The organism is Ruegeria sp. CDSC052 (assembly GCF_059610685.1).
Map to the genome: position 1 here is coordinate 175,944 of NZ_JBXWOB010000004.1, position 24,134 is coordinate 200,077.

A 24,134-nucleotide genomic window follows, 5' to 3' on the forward strand; every position below is an offset into this window, starting at 1 on the left:
ACCCAAAACTGCGGCAAACGTTGGGTAAACACAAATTCTACTGTTATAAAAAGGACGAAATACGTGATCGAACCGAGAACTTTTCCCCTGCTAATCAGATGGTTGGTTGTTGGAGGCAGCTTGGTCGTTCCGTCTGTCTCAAGCGCTCAAGGCAAGCCTCGACTGGTTCTTCAAATAACTGTTGATCAGTTGCGTGGAGACCTAATCGACAGATTCAGTATCCACATAGGAGAGGGCGGCTTTCGCTATTTGTTGGATCATGGCGTCAATTTTACAAATGCTCATCACCGCCATGCCAACACTGAAACAATTGTCGGGCACACGACGCTCGCGACCGGCACGGACCCTGCTATCCATGGTATGGTAGCCAACCTGTGGTTTGATCGAAAAACTGGCAAGCCTTTCTATAACGTGCAGGATCCGGACTTTCCTTTGGTCGGGGCTACCGGAGTCGATGCGGAGAACGAAATCGATCCGACCCAACGAGCAGCCACAACTGACGGTCGGTCTCCCCGCAATATCATCAGTTCAACTATCTCCGATGAAATTGGCCTGCACTTTGGGCCGACTTCAAAAGTGTTTGGTGTGTCGGTCAAGGATCGCGGTGCAATTGCAATGGCAGGTCACGCTGGTGACGCTTACTGGTTCTCAAAGTCAGAAGGCCGGTTTGTTACAAGCACGTTCTATCGCGACGCCTATCCCGGTTGGATTGAGGATTGGAACTCAAAAGGCATTGTCGCATCATATGCCAATCGATCTTGGACTCTTCTGGGAGACGTTGGGAAGTATGCCTTTGCAGACCGCGACGACCAACCGTGGGAAACCGATATACAGGGGTTTGGCCGGACATTTCCGCATAACTGGGGAGCGGCAGAAGGGAAATACTTCACAACGCTCTTAACCCTCAGCCCGGCTGGGGATGAAATAACAGTAGATTTTGCCAAAGCCCTGTTGGATGCAGAACAACTGGGGCAAGATGACGTTACTGATTATCTGTCGGTCAGCTTGTCATCTACAGACTATGTCGGCCATATGTTCGGCCCTTCAAGCCTAGAAGCCGAAGACAATTTCGCGCATCTCGACAGGCAAATCGCTGACCTTTTAACACATGTGGATGCCGTAGTTGGTCTGGAAAACACATTGATCGTTTTGTCGGCAGATCACGGCGCACCGGAACACCCGGATTTTCTGGCGACTCTAGGCATTGAAGCTGGTTTGTTCAGCTTTGAACGCGTCGATACAGAACCAGGATTTGTGCGTCTTCAAATTGATTTTGGTGAATCCGCTGATCTGGTTCAGAACTTTTCCAACCCCTACGTCTATTTGAACCAAGATCTTATTTCCAAACGTTCTTTAGATCCTTTGGTCGTCGAACGAGCTGTTGCTGAGGAACTTCAAAAGCTCCCCGGCATTGCCTATGCGGTTGGGAGTTCAGATTTGCGACGCGGGTCGTTTGCAAAAACCAAGATTAGCGATGCCGTCTTGGCTAACTTTAATCCAGATAGGTCGGGAGATATCTATGTGGTGTTCGAACCGCATTGGTTTGTGGCTGATTTTGACGGGTTGCACGTTGCGTCTGCTCATGGCTCTCCCTGGACATACGACACACACGTTCCCCTAATTTTTACAGGTTCAAATATTGTTCCACAAACCGTCGCACGACGCGTCGAAACTGTGGATGTCGCGCCTACGATTGCGTCTCTTCTGGGCACTAAGCCCCCTTCCGGAGCGGTGGGTGCACCTTTGCCAGAAGCGATGCCCGAGACAAAGGCAGCCCCATGAAATCCTTCTTTATGCGCTTAGCCCAACTTTCCATTCTGTGCGTCGCCAGCACTCCGGCCTATGCGCAATCTGATGCAGCGCAAGCCAACAATCCGCTGGCTGATATCACAGCGTTCAATATCCAAAACTACTATATCGGTGACTTTACAGGACCAGGTAATGCGACCGGAAATCAATTTGTTCTGCGCTATGCAAAGCCGGTCACTTTAGGCAGCTCAAATTGGCTGATCCGAGCCTCGTTGCCATTTAACTCGTTACCGGTGGGAACAGATGGCCAAACTTTGAGTGGCGTCGGAGATTTTGATGTTTTTGCGGCCTATCAGTTTACTACGGGTAACCCCGGAATTAGTTTTGCGCTTGGTCCGCAAGTGGTCGTGCCAACAGCCTCCGACGACCGCTTGGGAGCCGATCAATGGCAGCTTGGGTTAGCCAACGTTTATTTCAATGCAACTTCGCCTGTCTTTCAGTATGGATATCTTCTGACATGGCGTGGAGGCGTTGGGGATACAAATGGGCGCCCACGCGCCAATTTGGGTGCCTTTCAACCCTTTGTTTTTTACCAACTGGGCAATGGGTACTACACGGGCGGCGCCCCGATCTGGACCTACAATTTTGTTAATGACAGCTATTCTGTCCCATTGGGCATTCGCCTAGGCAAGGTCACCAAACGCGGCAATACCGTTTACAACTTTTTTGTCGAACCGCAGTACTCGGTTTTCGACAAAGGAATCGGTCTGCCCAAATGGCAAATTTACGCGGCACTTAACATGCAGTTTCAATGAGCATTTAGTGTTTAGAAAAGTTCCTGTCCACTAAGAAATTCCCGCCTAAAATCAACCATCAGGAGTACTAACATGGAAAAGTTTATTGCCGTCGTTTTCGAGGATGATGCTGCTGCATTCAAGGGTGAAACCGCACTGCGCGCGCTACATTCCCAAGGAGATCTCGCGGTGTATGCCGCTGCAGTCATTGGGAAAGATCTCGAAGGCAAAGTTGAAGTTAAGAAGGTGGAAGATGAAGGGCCGTTGGGAACGGCACTGGGCCTCGTTCTCGGCGGAATGGTTGGTGTTTTGGCCGGCCCGGTGGCAGTCGCATCCGGAGCTGCAGTCGCCGGATCTGCGGCTGCAGCATCAGTGGCCGCCTCAGGAATGGCTGTCGGATCGATGACAGGTGGATTGTTTGGTGTCTACAGAGATCTTTGGGTTGCGGGAATAGATTCTACGATGCTTGACGAAATCAGCATCGAACTTATTCCTGGTAAATCTTGCTTGGTGGCCTCGGTTGACGAAGTTTGGACATCGCCATTGGATGTCAAAATGAGCGAGGCTGGAGGAGTGGTTTTCCGCAAGCCACGCGCCGATGCAATCGATGAACAATACGCTGCTGAAATGGCGGAACTTAATCGGGAAATTGCAGAGCTAAAAGACGAGTGGAAGCAATCTAACGAAGAAACCAAACAAGCAATCCACGACAAAATCGACGCAACCAAGGCAAAGGCAAGTATAGCCAAAGAAAAAATCTCGCAACGTATCACCGAACTGAACAGCCAAACAGCTGCAAGGCTCGAGGCGATTGAAGAGCAAATTGCGGTGGCCAAAGAAAATACAAGGAACAAGTTTGAAAAGCGTAAAGCTGAAATTCAGGCAGACTACAAAGAACGAAAGGCCAAGCTAGATGCGTCAATGTCACTGGCCAAAGAAGCATTGACCTAATTCTTTTTAGTAAGATGTTTAAACATCCAACCAGCACCGTTTAAATTGGCAGTGCAGATAAACCCGAGAGCCGTCTCGCGGCAATTACGTGTTACAAAAGGTGAAAGAAATGCCCGATCTGAAGGCCATGATGGCCGAGCTACAACAAAAGAGAGATGAAATTAAACTTCAGTTGAACCTTGGAACAATGGAGGCGGAAGACGAGTGGGATTCACTTGTTTCGGAGTGGGATAGGTTCCTGTCTACATCACAATTTAATCAGTCGGCGGATGAAGTCGGCGAAGCTGCGCGGGAACTTGGTTTGAAAATGAAAGCCGTATATGACAAGGTTCGGAAATCCGTAGGGTAATAGACAGGAAGTAGCCCAGCCGGTGCCAGATCAACAGCAAACACACGTTTTTAGTCTGGCGTTTTGGCACCGGGTTGTCGTGATCGCCTTTTTTACTATCGCAGGACTGGTCCTGGCGGCTGATGTTCTAGTTCCATTGTCGATTGCTTCCTTGATTTTCATTCTTCTGACTTCCGCAGTCGACAGGTTATGTCAGGTTGAAATTCTCGGGACACGGATCCCCAGATGGTTGGCCCATGTCATTAGCGCTGCTCTTTTAGTGTTGGGATTGCTCGGATTACTGTCAATTCTGACCAGTCAAGCGGGCGCGGTTGCCGATGCGTTGCCTAGATATGAAGCAAGGTTCTCTGAAATCTTGGCCCGAGTGGTCACTCTTGTTGGAGACAAGAACTATCAGGCAGCGCAACAAGCGATCTTAGAGATGGACTTCACCGGCTTCGCTGGCGGAGCAATCGGTTCAGCCGGAAGCTTTTTGAGCGCCTTCTTTCTGATCCTTCTTTATATTCCTTTCATGATGCTGGAACAGGGGCCCATGAGGTTGAAAGTCGCACTGGCAGCGCCAGATGCGGAATCCGCACAAAACTTACACCGCGTGCTGACGCGCATTTCAGAAAGCGTGCAGCGATATGTAGGAATCAAAACACTCGTTAGTTTCCTAACGGGTGTCGGTAGCTACGCGATCATGAAGCCCGTGGGATTGGATTTTGCCGAAACCTGGGCCATCCTGGCATTCGTACTGAACTTCATTCCAACGATTGGTTCAATCATCGGGGTAGCGTTGCCCTCGCTCGTTGCTCTTGTGCAGTTTGATACTAACACGCCTTTTCTAATTATTTTGGTGGGCTGTGGGGCGGTTCAGTTCATCATCGGGAATATTCTGGAACCATCGCTAACCGGAAAATCACTAAACTTGTCGCCTTTGATGGTTATCCTCGCACTGACGTTCTGGACCGCAATCTGGGGTATCCCCGGGGCTCTACTAAGCGTGCCGATTACCGTCTGTACTATGATCGTGTTAGCCAACATCCCATCGACGAAGTCACTCGCAATATTGATGTCGGGCGATGGTAACTTGTCCGACGGTAGTCAAAAAGACAATCCAGTAAGGGAAGTAGCACAGGGCGAAGCCTCTGAAGCTGCACGTCGAAAATCTAAGCTGACGGTATCCAAATCCGAACTAGATACCGAAACAGAAGCAATCCGTCAGGAATTTGAGCAAAACTTAGACAACCGGAGCTAGACGCTTGGGAAATACTGATCGGTATCATCAGGAGGTCACGGAATGGCTGACCCGCGCAGATTGATCGATTGTGTTGGATAGGCCAGTTCTGTTCCTGCCGCGCGCACTGTCTCAAGGATTTTGAGCGAAAGACTTTCATTCACACGGAGGAAATTGTCGTATTCAGGGGTAGTCGTCCACGCGTAAAAAATGATGGTTACGGCGCATTCTGACAACCCTTCGACATAGACATGTTTCGGTGCCTCTTCAGACAATTCGAAATCTCCACAGGCCGACAAATGTTCCCGCAACGTATCACGCACCTGAAGGACCTGAGCCTCGGTACTGTCTAGAAGCAACGGTATGCTAAGCATGACCCTTCGATGTCGGCGGTGTGAATAGTTTAGGACAACTGCGTTGGATAACTCGGAGTTCGGAACATGCCGTGGGATCTGATCGAACCCACGGATTAGGGTGGAGCGCAGGTCAATGGATTCGACTGTCCCGACAAACGAACCGTCGATTTGAATCGAGTCCCCAATAGCGAAGCGCTTTTCACTCATGTTATTCATGCCTGCCACAAGATTGCGGATCAGGTCCTGCGTCGCGATAGCCAATCCTGCGCCCAGTACTCCAACACCGGTCAGCGCACCGCTGATGTCGACCCTCCAGACTTCTAGCAGTGACGTAATGGCAAACAGCAAGATGCCAAAACGGGCAACGCGCTCCATCCATCCGGCCTCCATCCTGACTTCTCCAAACCGGTCGCTCTGAAGAAGGGATACAAAAGACCCGCTCAGGTTGTACCACCCTGAGAATACTGCGATCACAGCGATTGAGGCCATAACGCGCCTAAAAATGTCACCAGGCATGTTTGGAACATTCAATGTTTCCAGAACCACAAAAACAGCAAAGGTCACAATCAAAACTGATGTGGTCCGCATCAGTTCGTCAGCTACCTTTTCCGAAAGTTCAATGGACAAGCGTCTGAGAAGTGCCCGAAACATTGCCATAAGCCATCGTGCAAGTGGCCGCCTGCCGATGACAACGGCCAAGAGAAAGATCAAAGAGAGAATTACGCTGCTTTGATTTAGTTCGGCCTGCCAGTGGCTGAAACGTTCCTGCATTTCGACAACTGCGCTCATCGACGGAGATTGAGTTTCTTCCAATTGCTGAACTGGCCTCTCTTTTGGATCATGTAGGTCGTAAACTTCTCAAACGACACCCGAAGTTTGCAGGAGGACAGCATCGGAAACTCTGGGAGAATCTTCCAGCTTTTTCTGGAGTATCGGGATAAATTGCTCCTAATTTGTCAAAGCGGCATACGAATGAAAATTCTCTATCGAATTGCAACCCGAGCTCAACAAGAACTGCGTTTCTACGCGCTTGCCCTAGGCGATCCTTTCCTGCGAGTATCGGTTAATCTGGTGGATCTCCACCGGGTGTTGGAACGCCCTTTCAGCAACCGTGAACCAAAGAGGCCCACATGGTGTCCACAATTCTGGTCTTGCTCCTGATCGCCCTCGAAGCCACTGCCATTTGGTTTGCATGGAGAGCGATCTCATCGGCGCGAACCTCTCAGGGTGCAGTGGGTTGGGTCGTTTTTTTGATTACTGCCCCGTATCTTGGCGTTCCGCTTTACCTTTTTTTGGGGCATCACAAGTTCGACCGATACTTAACTGCGCGCCGCGATAGCGAGGAGGTAATTGACGGAATCAAGACGTTTCGCGAGGTCAATGCCCCCGACGTGCCTACAGAGTTTCCGTCCGAAGCGTTGGAAAGGATATCTGAACTCCCTGTAGTCCGGGGCAACAACATGCGAATCCTATTAAACGGGCAGGAAACGTTCGATGCAATCTTTGCCGCTATTGACGCAGCCCAAGATTACATTCTGGTGCAGTTTTATATTGTTCATGATGATGATCTGGGTCGGAAACTGCAGGACCATCTGATCACCGCAGCAAAACGTGCAGTTGCAGTTCGGTTCATGTGCGATCCAGTTGGGAGCGTTAAACTTCCAAACTCCTATCTTAATGATCTCCGTTCAGCCGGTGTGCAAGTAGTTGAACCCGCGCAGATGCGCGGAGCTAAAAACCGATTTCAACTCAATTTACGCAATCACCGCAAGACGGTGATCGTCGACGGAACGGTCGGCTTTACCGGCGGATTGAATGTTGGAGACGAATATATGGGGCGCGACCCAAAATTCGGTGATTGGCGCGACACACATGTCGAAATCCGTGGCCCGATCGCCTCGCAGTTGCAACTGGTGTTTGTAGAGGATTGGCATTGGGCAACTGAAGAAATCCTGATTTCGGAGATGAACTGGGAGGCTGGTCACATGGAAGAGAACATGTCCGGGTTAATCGTCCCAACCGGTCCCGGGGACGAAATGGAAACCGGTGCCTTGTTCTTTTTCACGGCAATCGCGAATGCCAAACGTCGGATTTGGATCGCTTCGCCGTACTTCGTACCCGATACCGATGTGCTCACAGCTTTAAAACACGCTGCGTTGCAAGGAGTAGATGTCCGCATCCTGGTTCCGGACGTCATTGACCATAAGATTCCTTGGCTTGCCGCTTTTGCCTTTTTTGATGAAATCCGCGAGGCCGGAGTACAGGTCTTGAGATATAGTTCCGGTTTCATGCATCAAAAAGTATTGGTTGTTGATGATACTTTGGCCGCGATAGGGACAACGAACATGGATAACCGCTCATTCCGGCTGAATTTTGAAGCAATGGCCGTTTTCTTCGATACACGCGCCGCCGGGGCTACAGCCGCGATGCTGGAAAAGGATTTCGAACGGTCGTTTAGGCTAGACAAATTGCTTGCTGAACAGCCCCCGCATATCCGGATTGGCGCCCCGATTGCCCGCCTGTTCGCTCCAATTCTTTAGAGATCAAGACCCAGTAGAAGGTAGCGCAAAGCTTAGTCTACCCGGTAGAACCGAAATTTCGAACCTCGTGTCCACCATCGGTTCACCGTCAAGGTTTAAGTGGAACGGTGTTTCTGTTTCCAACACCGCATGTTTGAAACGGCTACGTTTTACGAGCCCCGCAATCGGGTCACTCAGGTCGGGGAAATTTCCAAAAGACAGGTTTGCAGGTGGCCACTCGTCCGTGGTCAAAACACCCAGATCGAGCAACCCGTCGAACATGTCAGCCTCTGGAGTTATTTCGAACCCACCACCGGCAAAGCGGTTGTTGCCAATTACCAGCGCAGAAACCGACGCCCAGTTATGCTCTGACCCATCCAAAGCAATCATGGCCTGCGTTGGTTTCAGCTCAGAAACTCGCGCCAATCCGGTAAGGGTGTAGGCTAACCCTCCTAGCCGCCTCTTAACTTCTTTGGGAGTTGTCGCGGTAATCATGGCCCCAAAACCGCCACTGGCGACATTCACGAATGGGCGACCGTTGATGGAACCAATATCTATCGACCGGGCTCTTCCGGTTGCGGCCTGCACCAATGATGCAGAAAGATCCGATCCGTCATCACCATAAGACCTGGCAAAGTCGTTAGCAGTGCCCAAAGGCATAAGCCCCAAAACAATGGTTGGTCCCGCATCGCATCGCAATAGGGCGCTGGTAACCGCGTTGAGTGTCCCGTCACCACCTCCTGCAACAAAGCGCGTCACCCCCTTGGCCAAGTGCTTGTGTATCGTTTTTCGCAACTGTTTACCTGACCATGGGATAGCAATCTCCAGACCAAGCTCCTTTTCCAGAGGTCTGACAGCCGAACGTACGTCAGGTCGGGCCGCAGATTTTCGATTGAGGATGAGGAGTGTTTTACAATCCATGAAGCCGGCCTTTTCCTCTCATTTATTCAGGTTCTTGATCACTGCCTTGGCAACCGTCGTGGCCAACCCAGGGTCAAACGCACCTAAAGGATCACGCGCCATTTTCTTTAGTGCGTCCGTGGCAGCTCTGGCTTATGCCGCTGCCATACAAAATTCGGCTTTGGTTGCCATTGTTTTTAGCCCTCCAAATCTGACCAAACATGTGATCGACGGTATGTTTTGCCATCCCACTAGGCCAATATTACTCAAGTAATTCACATTGGCCCTGAGCGGTGTCTACGCGGTGCTTCCTGAGAGCAAAAAAACTCAATGCCAAATTATGCCCCGAATTCAATAAGATTGCTACTCCCGTAGCACCGCGCAAATAAAACCAGTGGATTTCACTCCACAGAAACCGTGTTGGGTCTTGTCAGAAGAACTTTGCTTGAGAGGGGTAGGGCGGTTGCGTAGCTTTTGTTCATGACCAGACCTGCCTCATTCAAATACTTCAAAACCAGCCCTGAGATTATCCGCCTTGCGGTGATGCTGTATATTCGGTTTCCACTCTCGCTTCGGAATGTCGAAGATTTACTGCACGAGCGAGGCATCGACGTGAGCCACGAAACTGTCCGATACTGGTGGAATAGGTTCGGCCCGATGTTTGCTGCTGAGATCAGGCGGAAGCGGGTGCAGCAGCTGTGCGCGTTCTCGAAATGGAAGTGGCACGTGGATGAAGTCTTTGGGAAGGTGAATGGCAAACGCCGCTATCTCTGGCGTGCAGTTGATCACGAGGGCGAGGTGCTGGAAGCCGTTGTCACCAAACGCCGAAACAAAGCTGCAGCACTGAAATTCCCTAAGAAATTGATGAAACGGCACGGTTGCGCCGAGGAGGTCGTGACCGACCGTTTTGCATCCTACAAAGCAGCGCTCAGAGATTTGGGTGCTCTCGAAAAACAACAGACGGGCAGGTGGCTCAACAACCGCGTTGAGAATTCGCACCTGCCTTTCCGACGAAGAGAGCGCGCTATGCAACGTTTCAGGCGCATGCGAAGTTTGCAGAAATTCGCCTCCGTCCATTCCTCTGTCTACAACCACTTCAACCAGGAAAGATCGCTAGCCAGTCGAGACACCTTCAAGCTGACCCGCGCCGCCGCTCTTAGCGAGTGGCGTCAGCTTTGTTCTGGATAGGTTCGCGGTTTCCGCAGCAAACTGAGACTGGTTCGAATTAGTCTGACAGCACCGCCACTCATACTTGTCTCACTTCAGTTGTGTTTTCTGATCCAGAATTGCGCCGCAATTCCCGCGAGTTGGCGCATGCGCTTTCAATCAGAGACGGAGCAAACCGTACACTCAGAACGCAATTCAGGCCTCAGTCTCAGTGGCGCATTTTGGCGGGGTCGCTTTGGGAGGGATTTCCCTGATATTCGGCAATTTACAGGGAATTTTCGTGAGATGGGTCTGGAACCCAGAGTTTCTCCTCTCAGAAATGTATGTTTTTCAAAGGTCTATGCTGCAAATTCCCAAAAAGGTGGAGCAGGGAATTGTTCCGTCGGATCAGGGAGGGCGAACCTTGTAGCAGGGACGAAGGACTTGGAGATGTCAGAAGCCGAACAGGCGTTCCTGTTCGGACCAATCAGGTGCGTGGGTCACGCTGACCAGTAAGATGAGGCTGCTCAGCCATGGTGCCTGAGAACCCGATCAAGAACGCTTACTTCGGCGAAACTCATGTACATACTTCGTTTTCACTTGATGCCTACATTGGAAGTGCACGCCTGACACCTTCGGGCGCGTTTCGCTTCGCGAAGGGTCAACCTGTCTCGGTAAACAACGTGCAGCGCAGAATCGGTCGACCTCTGGATTTTGCGTCCATTTCCGTTCATGCAGAATTTCTTGGCGAGATGCTCTCAACGCAGATCCCATCTGCTCCAGGGCATTACCAAGAAGCTGCTGGCTCTACACTGTTGGCCATCCCACAAAACTCCAACGGAAGCAAAGGCTTGATGTTTGAGCCGATCGACAATGCCGGAAATCCAATCACGCGCGAATATGCCGAGCGCCGCGCCAAGTGGGAGCCGTTGATCGAAATGATGCAGATCAAAGGCAATTCCGAAACCCATCCCGGCGTGTCGCCTAACGATGAATTTGCGAACTTCGAGAATGCAGAGAGTATCGCTGCATTCCGTGAACGTTTCTTCCACACCGATGGCTTCGTCCGTTGGGCTGCGACTAAAGGGCTCGACTATGAGCAGAAGCTAGGTGCGAACCCTTGGAAACTTGGTTTCATCGGAGGCACAGACAATCATAACAGTACCCCAAGTGATGTCGATGAGGCGACTTATAATGGCAGCCATGGTGTTGCCGACGGTACTACCGAACAACGCCGCGAAGGCGAGATAGACGGCTGGTTGCTTGGCCCCGACGCCAACCCGGGCTCGCTCGCAGGCGTTTGGGCGTCCAAGAACACACTTGGTGCGATTTTTGACGCGATGCAAAGCCGCGAAACCTTCGCCACATCAGGCCCTAGGATACAGCCGCGTTTCTTTGGCGGTGCAATACTCCAAAGCAACAACGATCCCGTGAAGCTTGTAATGGACGGTTATGCCAACGGCGTGCCGATGGGCGGTTCTCTGACAGCTTTGAACGGCCCACCAAATTTCGCGGTGCACGCATTAAAAGATCCGATCGGAGCCAACCTCGATCGCGTACAAATCATCAAGGGTTGGGTCGATGTGGGCGGATCGCCGCAAGAACGTATCATTGATGTAGTGTGGTCAAGAGATCGCGTGCCGGACGTGAATGGCAAGCTGCCACCCATTGGCAATACGGTTGATCCTGAAACTTCGACTTACAGTAACGCAAACGGAGCTGCGGAGTTGTTTGGTCATTGGACAGACGACGATTTTGATCCTGGCCAACATGCTCTGTACTACATGCGCGTCATCGAAATACCAACTCCACGCTGGACGACGTATGACGCCGTCCGCCACGGCTTGCCGCTCCTTGAGGATGTCGCGGTGTGGATATACGAACGAGCGTGGATTTCGCCAATTTGGTATTCACCGGAGCAGTAGCCCACGGTCTTGTCAGAAGAACTTTGCTTGAGCGGGGCAGGGCGGTTGCGTAGTTTTTGCACATGACCAAACCTGCCTCTTTTAAAAACTTCAAGACCAGTCCCGAGATCATCCGCCTTGCTGTGATGCTGTATATTCGATTTCCGCTCTTCCGTTTCGACGACGCGAACGCGCGACGCAACGGTTCAGGCGCATGCGAAGTTTACAGAAATTCGCTGCCGTTCATTCTTCCGTCTAAAACCACTTCAACCAAGAAAGATCGCTCACCAGCCGAGACACCTTCAAGCTGACCCGCGCCGCCGCTCTTAGCGAGTGGCGTCAACTTTGTTCCGGATAAGAATTGCGTCCCTCGCGTACTGATCCGATGCCAAGGATAAGGTCGGCGCATCGTTCGCCAAGCATCATGGCAGGTGCGTTTGTGTTGCCGGCGTTGATGTCGGGCACTGCGGACATGTCGCACACCCGTAAGCTCTCGATCCCGCGAACGCGCATTCTGGCGTCCAGCACTGCCATTCCGTCGCCGTCCCGGCCCATTTTGGCAGTGCCCGCCGGGTGATAGTTGGTTTTTACGAATCTCTTGCAATGTGCTCGCAGCGTCTGGTCGTCGTCCGCTATCGGAATGACGATTTCGCGGATCCTTTGTGCAAGCGGGCCCGACGTGAATGCCCGACGAAAGAACCGCTGCCCCCGGATCATCTCTTGCATGTCGTCCTCATGCTTCAGAAGGTTGGGCGAAACCACCGGCATAGCTTGAGGATCGGCAGAGCGAAGCCGAACCTCTCCGCGTGATTTCGGTTTGACCACGACGGTCGTAACGGTCACGCCAAAGTCATCCTGCACCTCGTCCAGCGCGTCGCGATCCAGATAGACGATGGGCACGCAAAAGGCTTGAATGGTCGGTTCTCCATCAGGAACCGACGGATTGACGAAGGCACCAGCTTCGACCCCGGCCGAAGTCACTGGGCCGCTGCCGAACAGTTTGAACTGTATGCCGTTGCGAAGCATCCGCCAGCCATCACCTTGTTTAAAATATCCGTATGGACCGTTGGCAAAGGCGGTGATGGGAACTTCGGGGTGGTCGATCAGGTTCTGACCGACCCCAGGCAGTGGGCAGACCACAGGAATACCGTGTTCGGCAAGATGTGCATCCGGTCCGATACCCGAAAGCATGAGGATTTTCGGCGTGACCAGAGCGCCCGCCGCAAGGATAACCTCACCATCACACCGGACGGTGTGGAACCCGCCTTTGTCGCGATACTGCACCCCGACGGCCTTGTCGCTTTCGATGATGACTTTTCTGACCGTGGCGCCAAGCCGTATGGTCAAGTCCGGGTTCGTCTCGAGAGGGGCGAGGAAAGCATAGGCTGACGAGCTGCGCTTTCCAGCGCGATTGGTGAACTGATAGAACCCGACACCGCGCTGTGTTGCGCCGTTGAAGTCCGTGTTGAATGGTTCACCAAGGGCCTGCACCGACTGAACGAACCAACGAGACATGTCGTCGATATACCCCGGATCAGAGACCTGCACCGGACCATCGCTGCCATGCAGGTAATTATGAAGCCTGTTGTTGTCTTCAATCCTGCGGAAATAGGGCAGCACATCATCCCATCCCCAGCTGACCCCGTCGTTGGTCTGTCGTAGCAGGTCGTTCCACGCGTCATAGTCAGAAGGGCGGCCGCGCATATAGACCTGCGCATTCACTGACGACCCGCCGCCCAGTACGTTGGCCTGCGGAATCTCATGCACGCGGCCGTCCAGGTGGTCCTGCGGTTCGGTCTGGTGGTAGGTCATGAACTTGGACCCGTTGATCATCTTGAAAATACCCGGCGGCATGTCCAGCAATGGATGGTGGTGCGAATGCCCGGCCTCCAGCACCAGAACCCTGCACTTGCCCTGGTTGACCAGTCGGGCGGCGGCTGCGGCACCGGCTGAGCCGCCGCCGATGACGATGTGATCGAAGGTTTCCGTCATGATGTCGCCTTCAGGTCCGGCGTTTGGGTTCTCTGATCGAGTCGCGCTCGACCAGTTCGCATTCAAGCTTCACGAGTGGGTGCCTCTGACCATCCGTCGGCCCGTGGAATAGCTGTTCGACGACCCAGCGTCCCATCGCCCGGGTGGGAAGAATCATCGAGGTCAGTGGCGGCGAAAGGTGTCGCGCGGTTTCGTCATCGTCAAATCCGATGACCGAGATGTCCTCGGGGATGGACAGGCCAAGTTCCTTGAGTGCCTCATAGCAACCGATTGCCATGCGGTCATTCTGACAGAAAATGGCGGTTGGCGGAGAGGGCAGGTCCATCAATTCGCGCGTGGCGGCATATCCGGCGCTGGGCAACCAATTGCCTTCGACAACCAAGTCCTCGTCGAATGGAATGTCGGCGGAAGCCAAGGCGTTTCTATACCCGGTCGTTCGTCCCGCGGCGCATTCCATGAACGGCTCGCCGGTGATAGTGGCGATTCGTTTGTGCCCGGCCTTGATCAGGGCGTTGGTCGCCGTATGTCCAGCAGCGACTTCGCCGGGGATCACCGCAGGAAACGAGAGGTCGTCGCAAAAGCAGTTTAGCAGCAGAACCGGGGTTGCGGCCTGCGTGAGGATTTCCGGAACGACCACCCGCCGGGTGAAAACAGTTGCGTAAACGATGCCCGCAACCTGTTGGTCGAGGAAATACTTAAGCGTTCTGGGTTCGACCTCTGGGTCGTTTTGGGTTTCTGCCAGCAATACAAGATTTCCGGTGTCCCGAACGGCCTGTTTCACGCCGCTAAACGCGTTTACCATTTCGGGGCTCGACGCCAGATCGTCCACGACAAAAGCGATGGTGTCGTCTAGTGCCGAGGGTCGGCGCGCGCTGTCTTGGGGTTTCCTGAGTTGAGAGGGCATGGCGTATCCAAGCGTATTGGCGGCATCCAGGACTCGTTGCTTTGTGTCCTCGGAGATTTTGACGGAATCGTTCTTGTTCAGAACCAGCGATACTGTCGTTTGTGAGCATCCAGCGACGCGTGCAATGTCGTGCATCGTTATGCGCTGTCGGCCCGCGACTCGTCCTACACCCCTGTGTTGTCCGGCCTTGTTCGCTTGATCGTTCATCGCTCAACCTTTTTGTTCGTATCCTTTTTACCGATTATGCGGAGGACGTGCAACTAATATTAGCGGATAGTAATTAATATTAGTGTTGACTAAATAATAATATTAGTGTTTTGATCGGTGGTGCGGTCTCCATTGTGGTTTGACCGAGCAAGCGCGGGAGGCGAAATTGCGGTCTGTAGTGGGGGAGTTGGGTCAAGTCGTTCGGCATTCGATGTTCATCGATGGCCGCTTTGTCGACCTTGACGCGGACACGGTTGTTGTCGAAAACCCTGCGAATGAAGAGATCGTTGCGCTAGTTCCAGATGGCGCCGCCGCTCACGCGGATGCGGCGGTCGAAGCGGCCCATCGGGCTTTTGGCTCGTGGTCCTCGCGCCCGGCGATCGAGCGGGCGCAAATGGTCCGAGGGCTCGCCGAGGCCATCCGGGCCGACGCCGCGCGTCTGGCTGCTTTGATCACAGCCGAGCAGGGCAAGCCGATCTCGCAAGCTCGAGGTGAAGTGGATGCCGCCGTCACCTTTCTTTGCCATGCAGCAGAAGAGGCCCGACGGATTTCGGGTGACATAGTGGCCTCGGACAACAGGTCCGAAGAAATCCAGATTCGGCGCCATCCCTATGGTGTTGTCGTTGCGCTGACGGCCTGGAACTATCCCTTGGCATTGGCTGTCAGGAAAATTGGGCCAGCGCTGGTCGCGGGCAACACCGTTGTTTTGTTGGGGCATGAAATCACGCCGCTGTCCGGTCTCGCGGTTGCCGAGCTTGCGGACAAGGTCGGCTTTCCGCCCGGCGTTCTGAATGTTCTGACGGGGAAAGGGCCGGTGGTCGGGCAGCGGTTGGTTGAACACCCCGATACGTCGCTGATCACGATGACCGGCAGCACGCGCGCCGGGAAAGAGATTTTTCGCACTGCGGCCGACCGGATCAAGGTTGTCCGGCTCGAGCTTGGGGGCAAGGCTCCGTTCATCGTGATGGAGGATGCGGATGTTGACGCCGCCGTTTCGGCCGCCATTGCCGCCCGGTTTGCCAATTGCGGCCAGATTTGCACCTGCAACGAGCGTATGTATCTGCATCGCGACATTTCGGATCAATTTTTGGAGAAATTCGTGTCCGCAGCCCGCGCTTTGTCGATCGGGGATCCGATGGAGGACTGCGACCTGGGGCCCAAAGTCAGCAAGGTCGAAGTGATCAAGGTCGCCGAAATCATCCAGCGCAGCATCGGAGAAGGTGCCACAGTCCATCTGGAAGGTGGGCCTTTGAAGGACGGCGCGCACCGCAAAGGGCACTGGATGTCCCCGACGGTTCTTGAGGTCTCAGACAACAGCAATGCCGCGATGCAAGAGGAGGTCTTTGGCCCCGTGGCAACAGCCATGCGAGTAGATGATTTTGATCAGGCGATAGACGTAGCGAATGACACATCATTCGGGCTGTCTGCCTATCTCTTTACGGCATCGCACCGGCGATTGATGGAGGCCCCGAGCCGTTTGAAGTTCGGCGAACTGTATCTGAACCGCTCCAATGGCGAGGCCGTGCAGGGATTTCATACCGGTTGGGGTATGTCCGGGGTTGGGGGTGAAGACGGCGCATATGGCTTCGATGGCTATCTGAGGAAACAGACGACTTACATGAATTGGGCATGACCTAAAACTCGCGGTCAAAACGTTGGCGACCGCACCAATGGAGGAGGAATAACCATGAAACGCAGAACTCTTTTGATCTCGACGGTTGTCGCGGGTGCGCTGTTGGGCACGACTGCGATTGCGCAGGATCTGCCACAGCTTGAGCAGAAGGAGCGCTACAAAGTTGGCTTTGCGCAGATGGAGTCGAACAATCCGTGGCGCATTGCCGAGACCAAATCGTTCCATGACACGGCCGAGGCCTGCGGCTGGGACCTTATCGCGACGGATGCAGCTGGATCTGCGGCCAAGCAGGTTGCGGATGTGGACAGCATGATCGCACAAGGCATCGACGTTCTGTTTCTGCCTCCAAGGGAAGAAAAGCCACTGATTCCGGCGGTTATGAAAGCACGCGCCGCCGGCATTCCGACTTTTCTCGTGGACCGCTCGGTTGATCCGGCCGTCGCCAAGCCAGGCGAGCATTTCGTAGCATTCCTGGGATCGGACTTCATTGATCAGGGCAACCGGGCCGCGCAATGGCTGATGGAAAATTTCGACGGCGACAAGGGCGTCATCGTCCAGTTGGAAGGCACAACTGGTTCTTCACCTGCAAATGACCGTAAAAAGGGTTTCGACGACGCGATCGCAGCGGACGACCGCTTTGAGATCGTGGCTTCTCAGACCGGTGACTTTGCGCGCGACCTTGGTCGTCAGGTGATGGAAACCCTGCTGCAGGCGCACCCCAATGTGAACGTGGTCTACGCCCACAATGACGAAATGGCGATCGGCGCGATCCAGGCTCTGGAACTGGCCGGCCGCAAGCCTGGCGAGGATGTGACCATCGTTTCGATCGACGGGACACGCGATGCTCTTCAGGCCATCATCGATGGCAAGATGGGGGTCACGGTGGAAAGCTCGCCCTTCTTCGGTCCTCTGGCTTGTGAAATCATGAAGAAATACGCGGCTGGCGAGACGATCCCGGAATGGGTGAAAGTCGAAGATCGCATCTTTACCAAAGACAATGCGGCTGATCACATCGACGAAGCTTATTGATTCTCCCTGGTGGGTGGTGCTGGCCTGTGGTCGGTGCCGCCTGCAAGCAATCGGAGGAAGACATCTTATGAATGCGCTCGTCTCGATGTCAGGAATTGAAAAGTCCTTTGCCGGCGTACCGGCACTGAGCCAGGCCAGTCTGGAGATCGCACTTGGCGAGGTTCATGCGCTGATCGGTCAGAACGGTGCCGGCAAATCGACGATGATCAAGGTTCTGACCGGAGTTTACGATCGGGATGCCGGCGACGTCCATTTGGCGCGTGGGCCTAGCCGCATTTCCACCCCGCGCGAAGCGCAGGAATCCGGAATCGCCACGATCTATCAGGAGCTCAACCTGGTTCCGCTGCGGTCAGTGACCGAGAACATTATCATGGGGTACGAGCCCAAACGTCTCGGTTTGGTCGACTGGCGCGAGGGCAACAGGCGCGCACGCGAGGTTCTTGCGCGCTTTGGTATAGAAATTGACGTGACTGAGCCGCTAGGAAATTTCTCGACTGCGATCCAGCAGTTGGTTGCGATTGCGAGGGCTGTTTCTCTTGACGCGAAACTTGTCATCATGGACGAACCCACGTCATCGCTGGATGCCAGCGAGGTCGAGGTTTTGTTCGGTGTGGTGCGCGAGTTGAAGAAACAGGGCGTGTCTGTTCTGTATGTCTCGCATTTCCTCGATGAGCTGTTCCAAATCTGCGATCGGGTCACAACGATGCGAGACGGGCGTACCGTCAGCACGCGCACCGTCCAAGACACGACCAAATTAGAAATGATCGCGGACATGCTGGGCCGCAACAAAGATGAGATCGCGGCAGACGGACTCACGGACTTTGCAGGTGCGAAGGCTAAGAAAGGAGATATCGTTTTGCGGGCCGACTCTGTTTCGACAGGCCCGCGATTGACGCATTTCGACCTTACACTCCACCGCGGGGAAATCGTTGGGTTGGGCGGGTTGCTGGGCTCTGGCCGGACTGAGGCGGCGCGCGCTTTGTTCGGCGTGGACGGAGCCCGCAGCGGTGCGATCGAGTTGCACGGCGCGGTTGGACAACCATCCGGACCGGGTGACGCAATCGCAAACGGGGTTGGCTTTCTGACCGAAGATCGAAAGGCTGAAGGGATCATTCCAGACATGTCCGTGCGCGAGAATATGACGCTGGCCCTGCTGCCGAAACTGGCCAGTCGTGGTCAAATCGACTTTGCCCGCGAGCGCGAGATCGTTCAGGCCTTCATCGACGATCTGGGTATCAAGGCGGCCCATATGGATCAACCCATTCGTGAGCTGTCTGGCGGCAACCAGCAAAAGGTGCTGCTTGCCCGTTGGCTGGCGACGCAGCCCGACATCCTTATACTCGACGAGCCGACCCGAGGCGTGGATGTCGGCGCCAAGCGAGAGATCCAATCGTTCATTCGGTCGTATGTCGAAAAGGGGTTCGGCGTCGTTCTTATCAGTTCGGAATTCGAAGAGCTGGTGGAAGGCGCCGACCGCATCGTGGTCATGCACGAAGGGCGCTCGGTCAAGGAACTGACCAACCCCGGGATTACCGAGAACATACTGGTGCGCGCGCTTGCGCATCATGAAGGAGGAACTGGTTCATGGACCGAGCAATGAAGTTGCCGCAACGGGTCGCATCGATGCCCTTCCGCTTTCATGGCGGCATCGCCGCGTTGGTCGCCCTGCTGGTGTTCAACGCGTTTTTCACCCCCAATTTCCTGCAGATGCAGACCCTGTTCGTGAATATCAGCCAGGTTGCCACGATCGCCATCGTGGCCATGGGTATGACGCTGGTCATCGCCACGGGTGGAATTGATCTGTCGGTTGGCGCTGTCATGGCTCTGGCGGGGGCGTTGGCCCCGCTGATCTTTCTGTCGGATCTGGGCGCCGCCAATCCGATGCTTGGCGTCATTTTGGCCATTGTCCTGCCACTGTTCGTCGCGGGTTTATGTGGGGTATTCAACGGCGTGATGGTTGCCGTGTTGAACGTGCAGCCCATTATTGCGACGCTCATTCTTTTCATCTCGGGTCGCGGTATTGCCCAGGTTTTGACGAATGGCAACCTGCAGACATTTTCAAACCCTTCATTCAGTTATCTTGGAACCGGCAAGGTGCTTGGCTTGCCGTTCCAGGGTTGGCTGGCGCTGGCCATTGCCTGTGTGCTGTTCTGGGTGATCACCAGAACCACTTGGGGTCGTTACCTGCTGGCGATCGGCGGCAATGAACGCGCGGCCTATCTGGCCGGTGGTCCCGTCCGGCGGGTCAAGATCGGGGCCTATGTCATCTGCGCGGTGCTTGCGGGCTTGGCTGGTCTGATCGTGGTTGCGATCAACTCGGCCTCGGACGCCGCGCGCAACGGCAATCTGATGGAGCTTGACGCCATCGCGGCCGCTGTCGTTGGCGGGGCTCTTTTGCAAGGCGGACGGGCGCCGATCTTTGGTGCCATACTGGGAGCCGTCATCATCCAATTGGTCAAATATACGTTGCTGGCCAACGGGGTAGAGGACGAAGTTGCACTGATCGCCAAAGCGGTCATTATTATCCTGGCCGTCTGGGTCCAGCAGTTCCGGAGGGCTTGATCGATGTTGGATGAAACGGCTTTTGACCTGCGAAAGTACCTTCGGCGCAATTCGGCTTCGGTGACGGTGTGGATCGCACTGCTGGCTTTGATCCTGTTTGGGCTGATGCGCTATGACAACTTTGGCAGCGCCTACAATTTCTCGTCTTTCCTGAACTACAACGCGATGTTCATCGCGATTGCGCTGGGTATGTGTTTTGTGATCATGACCGGCGGGATTGATCTGTCGGTTGGATCCGTTGCGGCCTTTACGTCGGTTGTTGCGGCCTATCTCAGCCCATACGGGATTCAGGTTGCGCTGCCGGGGGCCGTGCTTGCCGGGGTGGGCTTCGGAGCGATCAACGCCTTTTGCATCATCATTCTTCGGATTCCGCCCTTCATCGCCACACTGGCGACCATGCTTGCCGCAAAAGGCGGCGCATTGGTGATTTCGGGCGCCCAGACAATTTCGGTTGATTGGGGGTCGAACTTCACCAAGCTTGGCATGGGGCAGGCGTTTGGTCTGTTTCCATGGGCAATAGTCATAGTGGCCGGACTGACGCTGGTACTGTGGCTGGTGCTGGAAAGAACAACCATCGGGCGGACCGTCTTGGCGATCGGTGGCAGCGAGGATGCCTCGAACCTCATGGGTCTGAAGGTGAATCGCGCCAAGGCTTTCGTCTACCTGCTTTCGGGCGGCTGCGCAGGGCTGGCTGGCGTCTTTCTGGCCTCGGGTTTTGGAGCCGGACAACCCCTTGAGGGCATCGGATGGGAATTGTCGGCCATCGCGTCCGTTGTTGTGGGCGGCACCTTGTTGACAGGTGGGATGGGTTCGATCCCTGCGACCGTGGCCGGAGCGCTTTTGCTGGGTCTGGTGTTCAACGTTCTGAACTTTGAAAACGGTCAGGGGACCATCAGTTTCAGCGCCTATTGGCAGATGGTCATACGTGGAGGCTTTCTTTTTGTGGTCATCCTCTTACAGTCTCGGGTTATTGCCAGGCAGCAGAAGGTCTTGGGTTCGTGAATCGCATAGAAAGTGTTTCAGCGCGGCTGTTCAACGTCCCGCTCGCCGAAGTCCTGGTCGATGCCAAACATGGCGATCACACGTTCTTTCAATTGATCACCGTTACCATTCAAACGTCGGATGGGGTTGAGGGGGTTGGGTATACCTATACGGGCGGCAAGGGCGGTCATGCCATCTTGGCGATGATCCAGCATGATCTAGCGCCGTTCCTGGTTGGACAAGGCGCCGAACAGATCGAAAGCCTGTACGATGCCATGCAATGGCATGTGCACTATGTGGCACGGGGTGGGATCGCCTCGTTCGCCATTTCGGCCGTGGATATTGCCCTTTGGGACATTCGCGGCCGAACGCAGAATGCACCACTATGGCAAATGGCTGGTGGAGCGTCCAAACGGTGCAAGGCCTACGCCGGCGGGATCGACCTGAATTTCTCGTTGGAGAAACTGCTGTTGCAGACCGAAGGCTACCTTGCGCGTGGGTTCAACGCGGTCAAGATCAAGGTCGGTCAACCGGATCTGGCCGATGATCTGGCGCGGGCCCGGGCGGTGCGCGAAATGTTGGGGCCGGACCGGTTCTTCATGGTCGACGCGAATTACTCCATGAGCGTCGAGCAGGCCATCGTGGCAGCCCGAGGGTTCGCCGACTGCGATATCCTGTGGTTCGAGGAACCGACAATTCCAGACGATTACAAAGGCTATGGCCGAATTGCCGAAGCCACGGGCGTGCCCCTTGCTATGGGTGAAAACCTGCACACGATTCACGAATTCGATTACGCCTTTGATGACGCGAAGCTGAGTTTCATCCAGCCCGATGCTTCAAATTGCGGCGGGATCACCGGCTGGTTGCGCGTGGCCGCGCTGAGCGCACAGCACGACATTCCGGTTTGCAGTCATGGGATGCAGGAGCTGCACGTCAGCCTTGTTGCCGCGCAACCCAACGCAGGGTGGCTAGAAGTACACTCATTCCCGATAGATCAGTACACGACCCGTCCGCTGGTTGTGGAAGACTGTATGGCCGTGGCCCCGGATACTCCGGGAACCGGAGTGGAATTCGACTGGGACAAACTGAATATAGAACACAGGGAGATGCATACATGACGACCCAGACGATTTCTGCGGCGTATTATCGGGGCAACAAGAGCTTTGCCGTGGAACAGGCCCAAGCGAAAGCTCCGGGCCCCGGCGAGGCTGCCGTTCGCGTTGCCTATTGCGGGATTTGTGGGACGGATATGCACGTCTATCACGGCAACATGGATGCCCGTGTCGGTCTAAACCGGGTGATCGGGCACGAGATGTCTGGTGTCGTTGAAGCAGTGGGCGAGGGGGTGCATACGGTCCAACCCGGCCAGAAGGTCGTTGTCCGGCCGCTTGATCATTGTGGCGAATGCCCGGCCTGCAAGCGGGGGCATCAGCATATCTGCCAAAATCTCAAATTTCTCGGCCTCGACACCGATGGCGCCATGCAAGAGATCTGGACCGTTCCGGCCCATACGTTGCACATTCTGCCAGACGACTTGCGCATGGATCACGCGGCGCTGATCGAGCCGGTCGCCGTTGCCTGCCACGATGTGCGGCTGTCTGGCCTGCAACCTGGCGAGGACGTTGTCGTTATCGGCGGCGGCCCGATCGGCATCCTGGTTGCCATGGTTGCGCGGGATGCGGGTGGAAATGTCGTGATTTCCGAAGTGAATCCGAACCGTCTTGCGATTGCTGAAAAACTTGGTTTTGACACGATAAACCCAATCGAAACCGACCTGGTGTCCACAATCAACGCGCGCACGGGCGACAAAGGCGCTGATGTGGTTTTCGAGGTGTCGGGAACGCAGCCCGGAGTTGATGCGATGACCGCCGTTGCCGCGACTCGGGCCCGGATCGTGATGGTCGCGATCCATGCACAAAAGCCCCAGATAGACCTGTTCCAGTTCTTCTGGCGAGAGCTGCAACTGATCGGTGCTCGGGTCTATGAGCCAGAGGATTACGAGAAAGCCATTGCAGTTGTCGCCTCGGGCGGAGTGGACGCGGATGTTGTGATTACTGACGTCAGCCCTCTGGCAGACATCCAGGCCGCGTTCGAAGCACTGGATCGCAGCCCAACCGCAATGAAAAGCCTGATCGAAGTAGGACCGCGTTCATGAGTGTTTTGAAAAGTTTCGACCTGACGGGAACGACGGCCCTTGTGACTGGGTGCAAACGCGGTATCGGGCGCGGAATGGCCGAGGCATTGGCATCGGCTGGAGCCGATATAATCGGAGTGTCCGCCTCGCTTGAGCTGTCCGGGGCGGATGTCGAAAAAGCCGTGACAGCGATGGGACGCAGTTTCCGGGCTTACCAATGCGACTTCTCGGATCGCGCTGCGCTTCATGCGTTCATTGATCAGTTGAGGGCCGACGGACAAACTCCTGATATCCTTGTCAACAATGCCGGCACGATCAAACGAAAACCCGCCACTGAACACCCGGACGACTGGTGGGACGAAGTGATCGAGGTGAACCTGTCCTCGCAGTTCGTTCTGTCTCGCGAGATCGGCAAGGACATGCTGGCGCGCGGCTCGGGCAAGATCATCTTCACCGCCTCGCTGCTGACGTTTCAGGGCGGCATCACCGTTCCCGGATATGCGGCCTCGAAAGGTGGGATTGGACAGCTGACGAAGGCCCTGGCCAATGAGTGGGCCGGGCAGGGTGTGAACGTGAATGCAATCGCCCCCGGCTACATCGCGACCGACAATACCCAAGCCCTGCAGGACGATCCAGTCCGATCAAAGTCGATTCTGGAACGAACACCCCAAGGCCGTTGGGGTACGCCTGGTGATTTTGCCGGACCTGTAGTCTTTTTGGCTTCTGCAGCGTCGGACTACGTCAACGGTGAAATCCTTGTTGTCGACGGGGGCTGGATGGGGCGGTAACACCGTCAACTCTCCAT

The 24,134-nt window shown here is 54.7% G+C and carries 20 protein-coding genes and 1 pseudogene; 17 read left to right on the top strand and 4 right to left on the bottom strand.

The annotated features are described in order from the left end of the window. Positions 1–63 precede the first annotated feature (63 nt). The 5 genes from AC2FIM_RS09800 to AC2FIM_RS09820 all read left to right on the top strand — a co-directional run bounded on the left by AC2FIM_RS09800 (position 64) and on the right by AC2FIM_RS09820 (position 5,083). Complete coding sequence (locus AC2FIM_RS09800) at positions 64–1,782, top strand: alkaline phosphatase family protein (RefSeq protein WP_496708053.1); 1,719 nt, start codon at positions 64–66, stop codon at positions 1,780–1,782. After that, entirely contained in the window at positions 1,779–2,564 is a 786-nt protein-coding gene (locus tag AC2FIM_RS09805) for a hypothetical protein (RefSeq protein ID WP_271946083.1), read from the top strand. Before AC2FIM_RS09800 ends, AC2FIM_RS09805 begins: the two co-directional genes overlap by 4 nt. Before the next feature lie 72 nt (positions 2,565–2,636). Further along, positions 2,637–3,494: a DUF1269 domain-containing protein gene (locus AC2FIM_RS09810; RefSeq protein ID WP_271946085.1), complete on the top strand. Its 858-nt coding sequence runs from the start codon at positions 2,637–2,639 to the stop codon at positions 3,492–3,494. Positions 3,495–3,603: 109 nt separating this feature from the next. Further along, positions 3,604–3,843: a hypothetical protein gene (locus tag AC2FIM_RS09815; protein WP_271946087.1), complete on the top strand. Its 240-nt coding sequence runs from the start codon at positions 3,604–3,606 to the stop codon at positions 3,841–3,843. Positions 3,844–3,865: 22 nt separating this feature from the next. After that, the gene (locus tag AC2FIM_RS09820; RefSeq protein WP_271946089.1) at positions 3,866–5,083 is read left to right on the top strand and encodes an AI-2E family transporter; all 1,218 of its coding nucleotides are present in this window, start codon (positions 3,866–3,868) and stop codon (positions 5,081–5,083) included. Positions 5,084–5,118: 35 nt separating this feature from the next. Here the strand turns inward: AC2FIM_RS09820 and AC2FIM_RS09825 are convergent, their stop codons facing one another. Continuing rightward, on the bottom strand, positions 5,119–6,006 hold the full coding sequence (locus AC2FIM_RS09825; RefSeq protein ID WP_282021409.1) for a mechanosensitive ion channel family protein: 888 nt from the start codon (positions 6,004–6,006) through the stop codon (positions 5,119–5,121). A 542-nt stretch (positions 6,007–6,548) separates the two neighbouring features. Between AC2FIM_RS09825 and cls the strand changes: the two genes are divergently transcribed. Then, entirely contained in the window at positions 6,549–7,958 is a 1,410-nt protein-coding gene (gene cls / locus AC2FIM_RS09830) for a cardiolipin synthase (RefSeq protein WP_271946093.1), read from the top strand. A gap of 3 nt (positions 7,959–7,961) precedes the next feature. On the opposite strand, the gene AC2FIM_RS09835 is transcribed toward cls, so the two are convergent. Next, positions 7,962–8,858: a YegS/Rv2252/BmrU family lipid kinase gene (locus tag AC2FIM_RS09835; protein ID WP_496731972.1), complete on the bottom strand. Its 897-nt coding sequence runs from the start codon at positions 8,856–8,858 to the stop codon at positions 7,962–7,964. A 459-nt stretch (positions 8,859–9,317) separates the two neighbouring features. On the opposite strand from AC2FIM_RS09835, the gene AC2FIM_RS09840 reads away from it, so the two are divergent. The 3 genes and pseudogenes from AC2FIM_RS09840 to AC2FIM_RS09850 all read left to right on the top strand — a co-directional run. Continuing rightward, complete coding sequence (locus tag AC2FIM_RS09840) at positions 9,318–10,025, top strand: IS6 family transposase (RefSeq protein ID WP_496677384.1); 708 nt, start codon at positions 9,318–9,320, stop codon at positions 10,023–10,025. A gap of 491 nt (positions 10,026–10,516) precedes the next feature. Then, complete coding sequence (locus AC2FIM_RS09845; protein WP_496708050.1) at positions 10,517–11,908, top strand: DUF3604 domain-containing protein; 1,392 nt, start codon at positions 10,517–10,519, stop codon at positions 11,906–11,908. A gap of 142 nt (positions 11,909–12,050) precedes the next feature. After that, a pseudogene (locus AC2FIM_RS09850) lies at positions 12,051–12,245 on the top strand (IS6 family transposase); the annotation flags it as partial. On the opposite strand, the gene AC2FIM_RS09855 reads toward AC2FIM_RS09850, so the two are convergent. Together AC2FIM_RS09855 and AC2FIM_RS09860 are read right to left on the bottom strand one after the other, a co-directional pair. Then, on the bottom strand, positions 12,227–13,879 hold the full coding sequence (locus AC2FIM_RS09855) for a GMC family oxidoreductase (protein ID WP_496689772.1): 1,653 nt from the start codon (positions 13,877–13,879) through the stop codon (positions 12,227–12,229). The pseudogene AC2FIM_RS09850 and the gene AC2FIM_RS09855 overlap by 19 nt on opposite strands. Positions 13,880–13,889: 10 nt before the next feature. Then, positions 13,890–14,990 carry a LacI family DNA-binding transcriptional regulator gene (locus AC2FIM_RS09860; protein ID WP_246097150.1) on the bottom strand — a complete coding sequence of 367 codons (1,101 nt, stop codon included), beginning with the start codon at positions 14,988–14,990 and terminating at the stop codon, positions 13,890–13,892. Positions 14,991–15,156: 166 nt separating this feature from the next. Here AC2FIM_RS09860 and AC2FIM_RS09865 point away from each other — a divergent pair, with 166 nt between their 5' ends. From AC2FIM_RS09865 to AC2FIM_RS09900, 8 genes are all read left to right on the top strand, one after another. Beyond that, entirely contained in the window at positions 15,157–16,623 is a 1,467-nt protein-coding gene (locus AC2FIM_RS09865; protein ID WP_496731974.1) for an aldehyde dehydrogenase family protein, read from the top strand. Between the two features lie 54 nt (positions 16,624–16,677). Then, positions 16,678–17,652 carry an ABC transporter substrate-binding protein gene (locus AC2FIM_RS09870; protein ID WP_271946106.1) on the top strand — a complete coding sequence of 325 codons (975 nt, stop codon included), beginning with the start codon at positions 16,678–16,680 and terminating at the stop codon, positions 17,650–17,652. Positions 17,653–17,719: 67 nt separating this feature from the next. Beyond that, positions 17,720–19,252 carry a sugar ABC transporter ATP-binding protein gene (locus AC2FIM_RS09875; RefSeq protein ID WP_271946108.1) on the top strand — a complete coding sequence of 511 codons (1,533 nt, stop codon included), beginning with the start codon at positions 17,720–17,722 and terminating at the stop codon, positions 19,250–19,252. Then, positions 19,237–20,214: an ABC transporter permease gene (locus tag AC2FIM_RS09880; RefSeq protein ID WP_271946110.1), complete on the top strand. Its 978-nt coding sequence runs from the start codon at positions 19,237–19,239 to the stop codon at positions 20,212–20,214. Before AC2FIM_RS09875 ends, AC2FIM_RS09880 begins: the two co-directional genes overlap by 16 nt. A 3-nt stretch (positions 20,215–20,217) precedes the next feature. Next, positions 20,218–21,216 carry an ABC transporter permease gene (locus AC2FIM_RS09885; protein ID WP_142634806.1) on the top strand — a complete coding sequence of 333 codons (999 nt, stop codon included), beginning with the start codon at positions 20,218–20,220 and terminating at the stop codon, positions 21,214–21,216. Next, on the top strand, positions 21,213–22,313 hold the full coding sequence (locus tag AC2FIM_RS09890) for a mandelate racemase/muconate lactonizing enzyme family protein (RefSeq protein ID WP_496731976.1): 1,101 nt from the start codon (positions 21,213–21,215) through the stop codon (positions 22,311–22,313). Before AC2FIM_RS09885 ends, AC2FIM_RS09890 begins: the two co-directional genes overlap by 4 nt. Continuing rightward, positions 22,310–23,350 (top strand): zinc-dependent alcohol dehydrogenase, encoded by a 1,041-nt coding sequence (locus AC2FIM_RS09895; RefSeq protein ID WP_496677373.1) that lies wholly within the window; start codon positions 22,310–22,312, stop codon positions 23,348–23,350. Before AC2FIM_RS09890 ends, AC2FIM_RS09895 begins: the two co-directional genes overlap by 4 nt. Further along, positions 23,347–24,117: an SDR family oxidoreductase gene (locus AC2FIM_RS09900; RefSeq protein WP_142634800.1), complete on the top strand. Its 771-nt coding sequence runs from the start codon at positions 23,347–23,349 to the stop codon at positions 24,115–24,117. The genes AC2FIM_RS09895 and AC2FIM_RS09900 overlap by 4 nt, the downstream gene beginning before the upstream one ends. Positions 24,118–24,134: the final 17 nt, after the last annotated feature.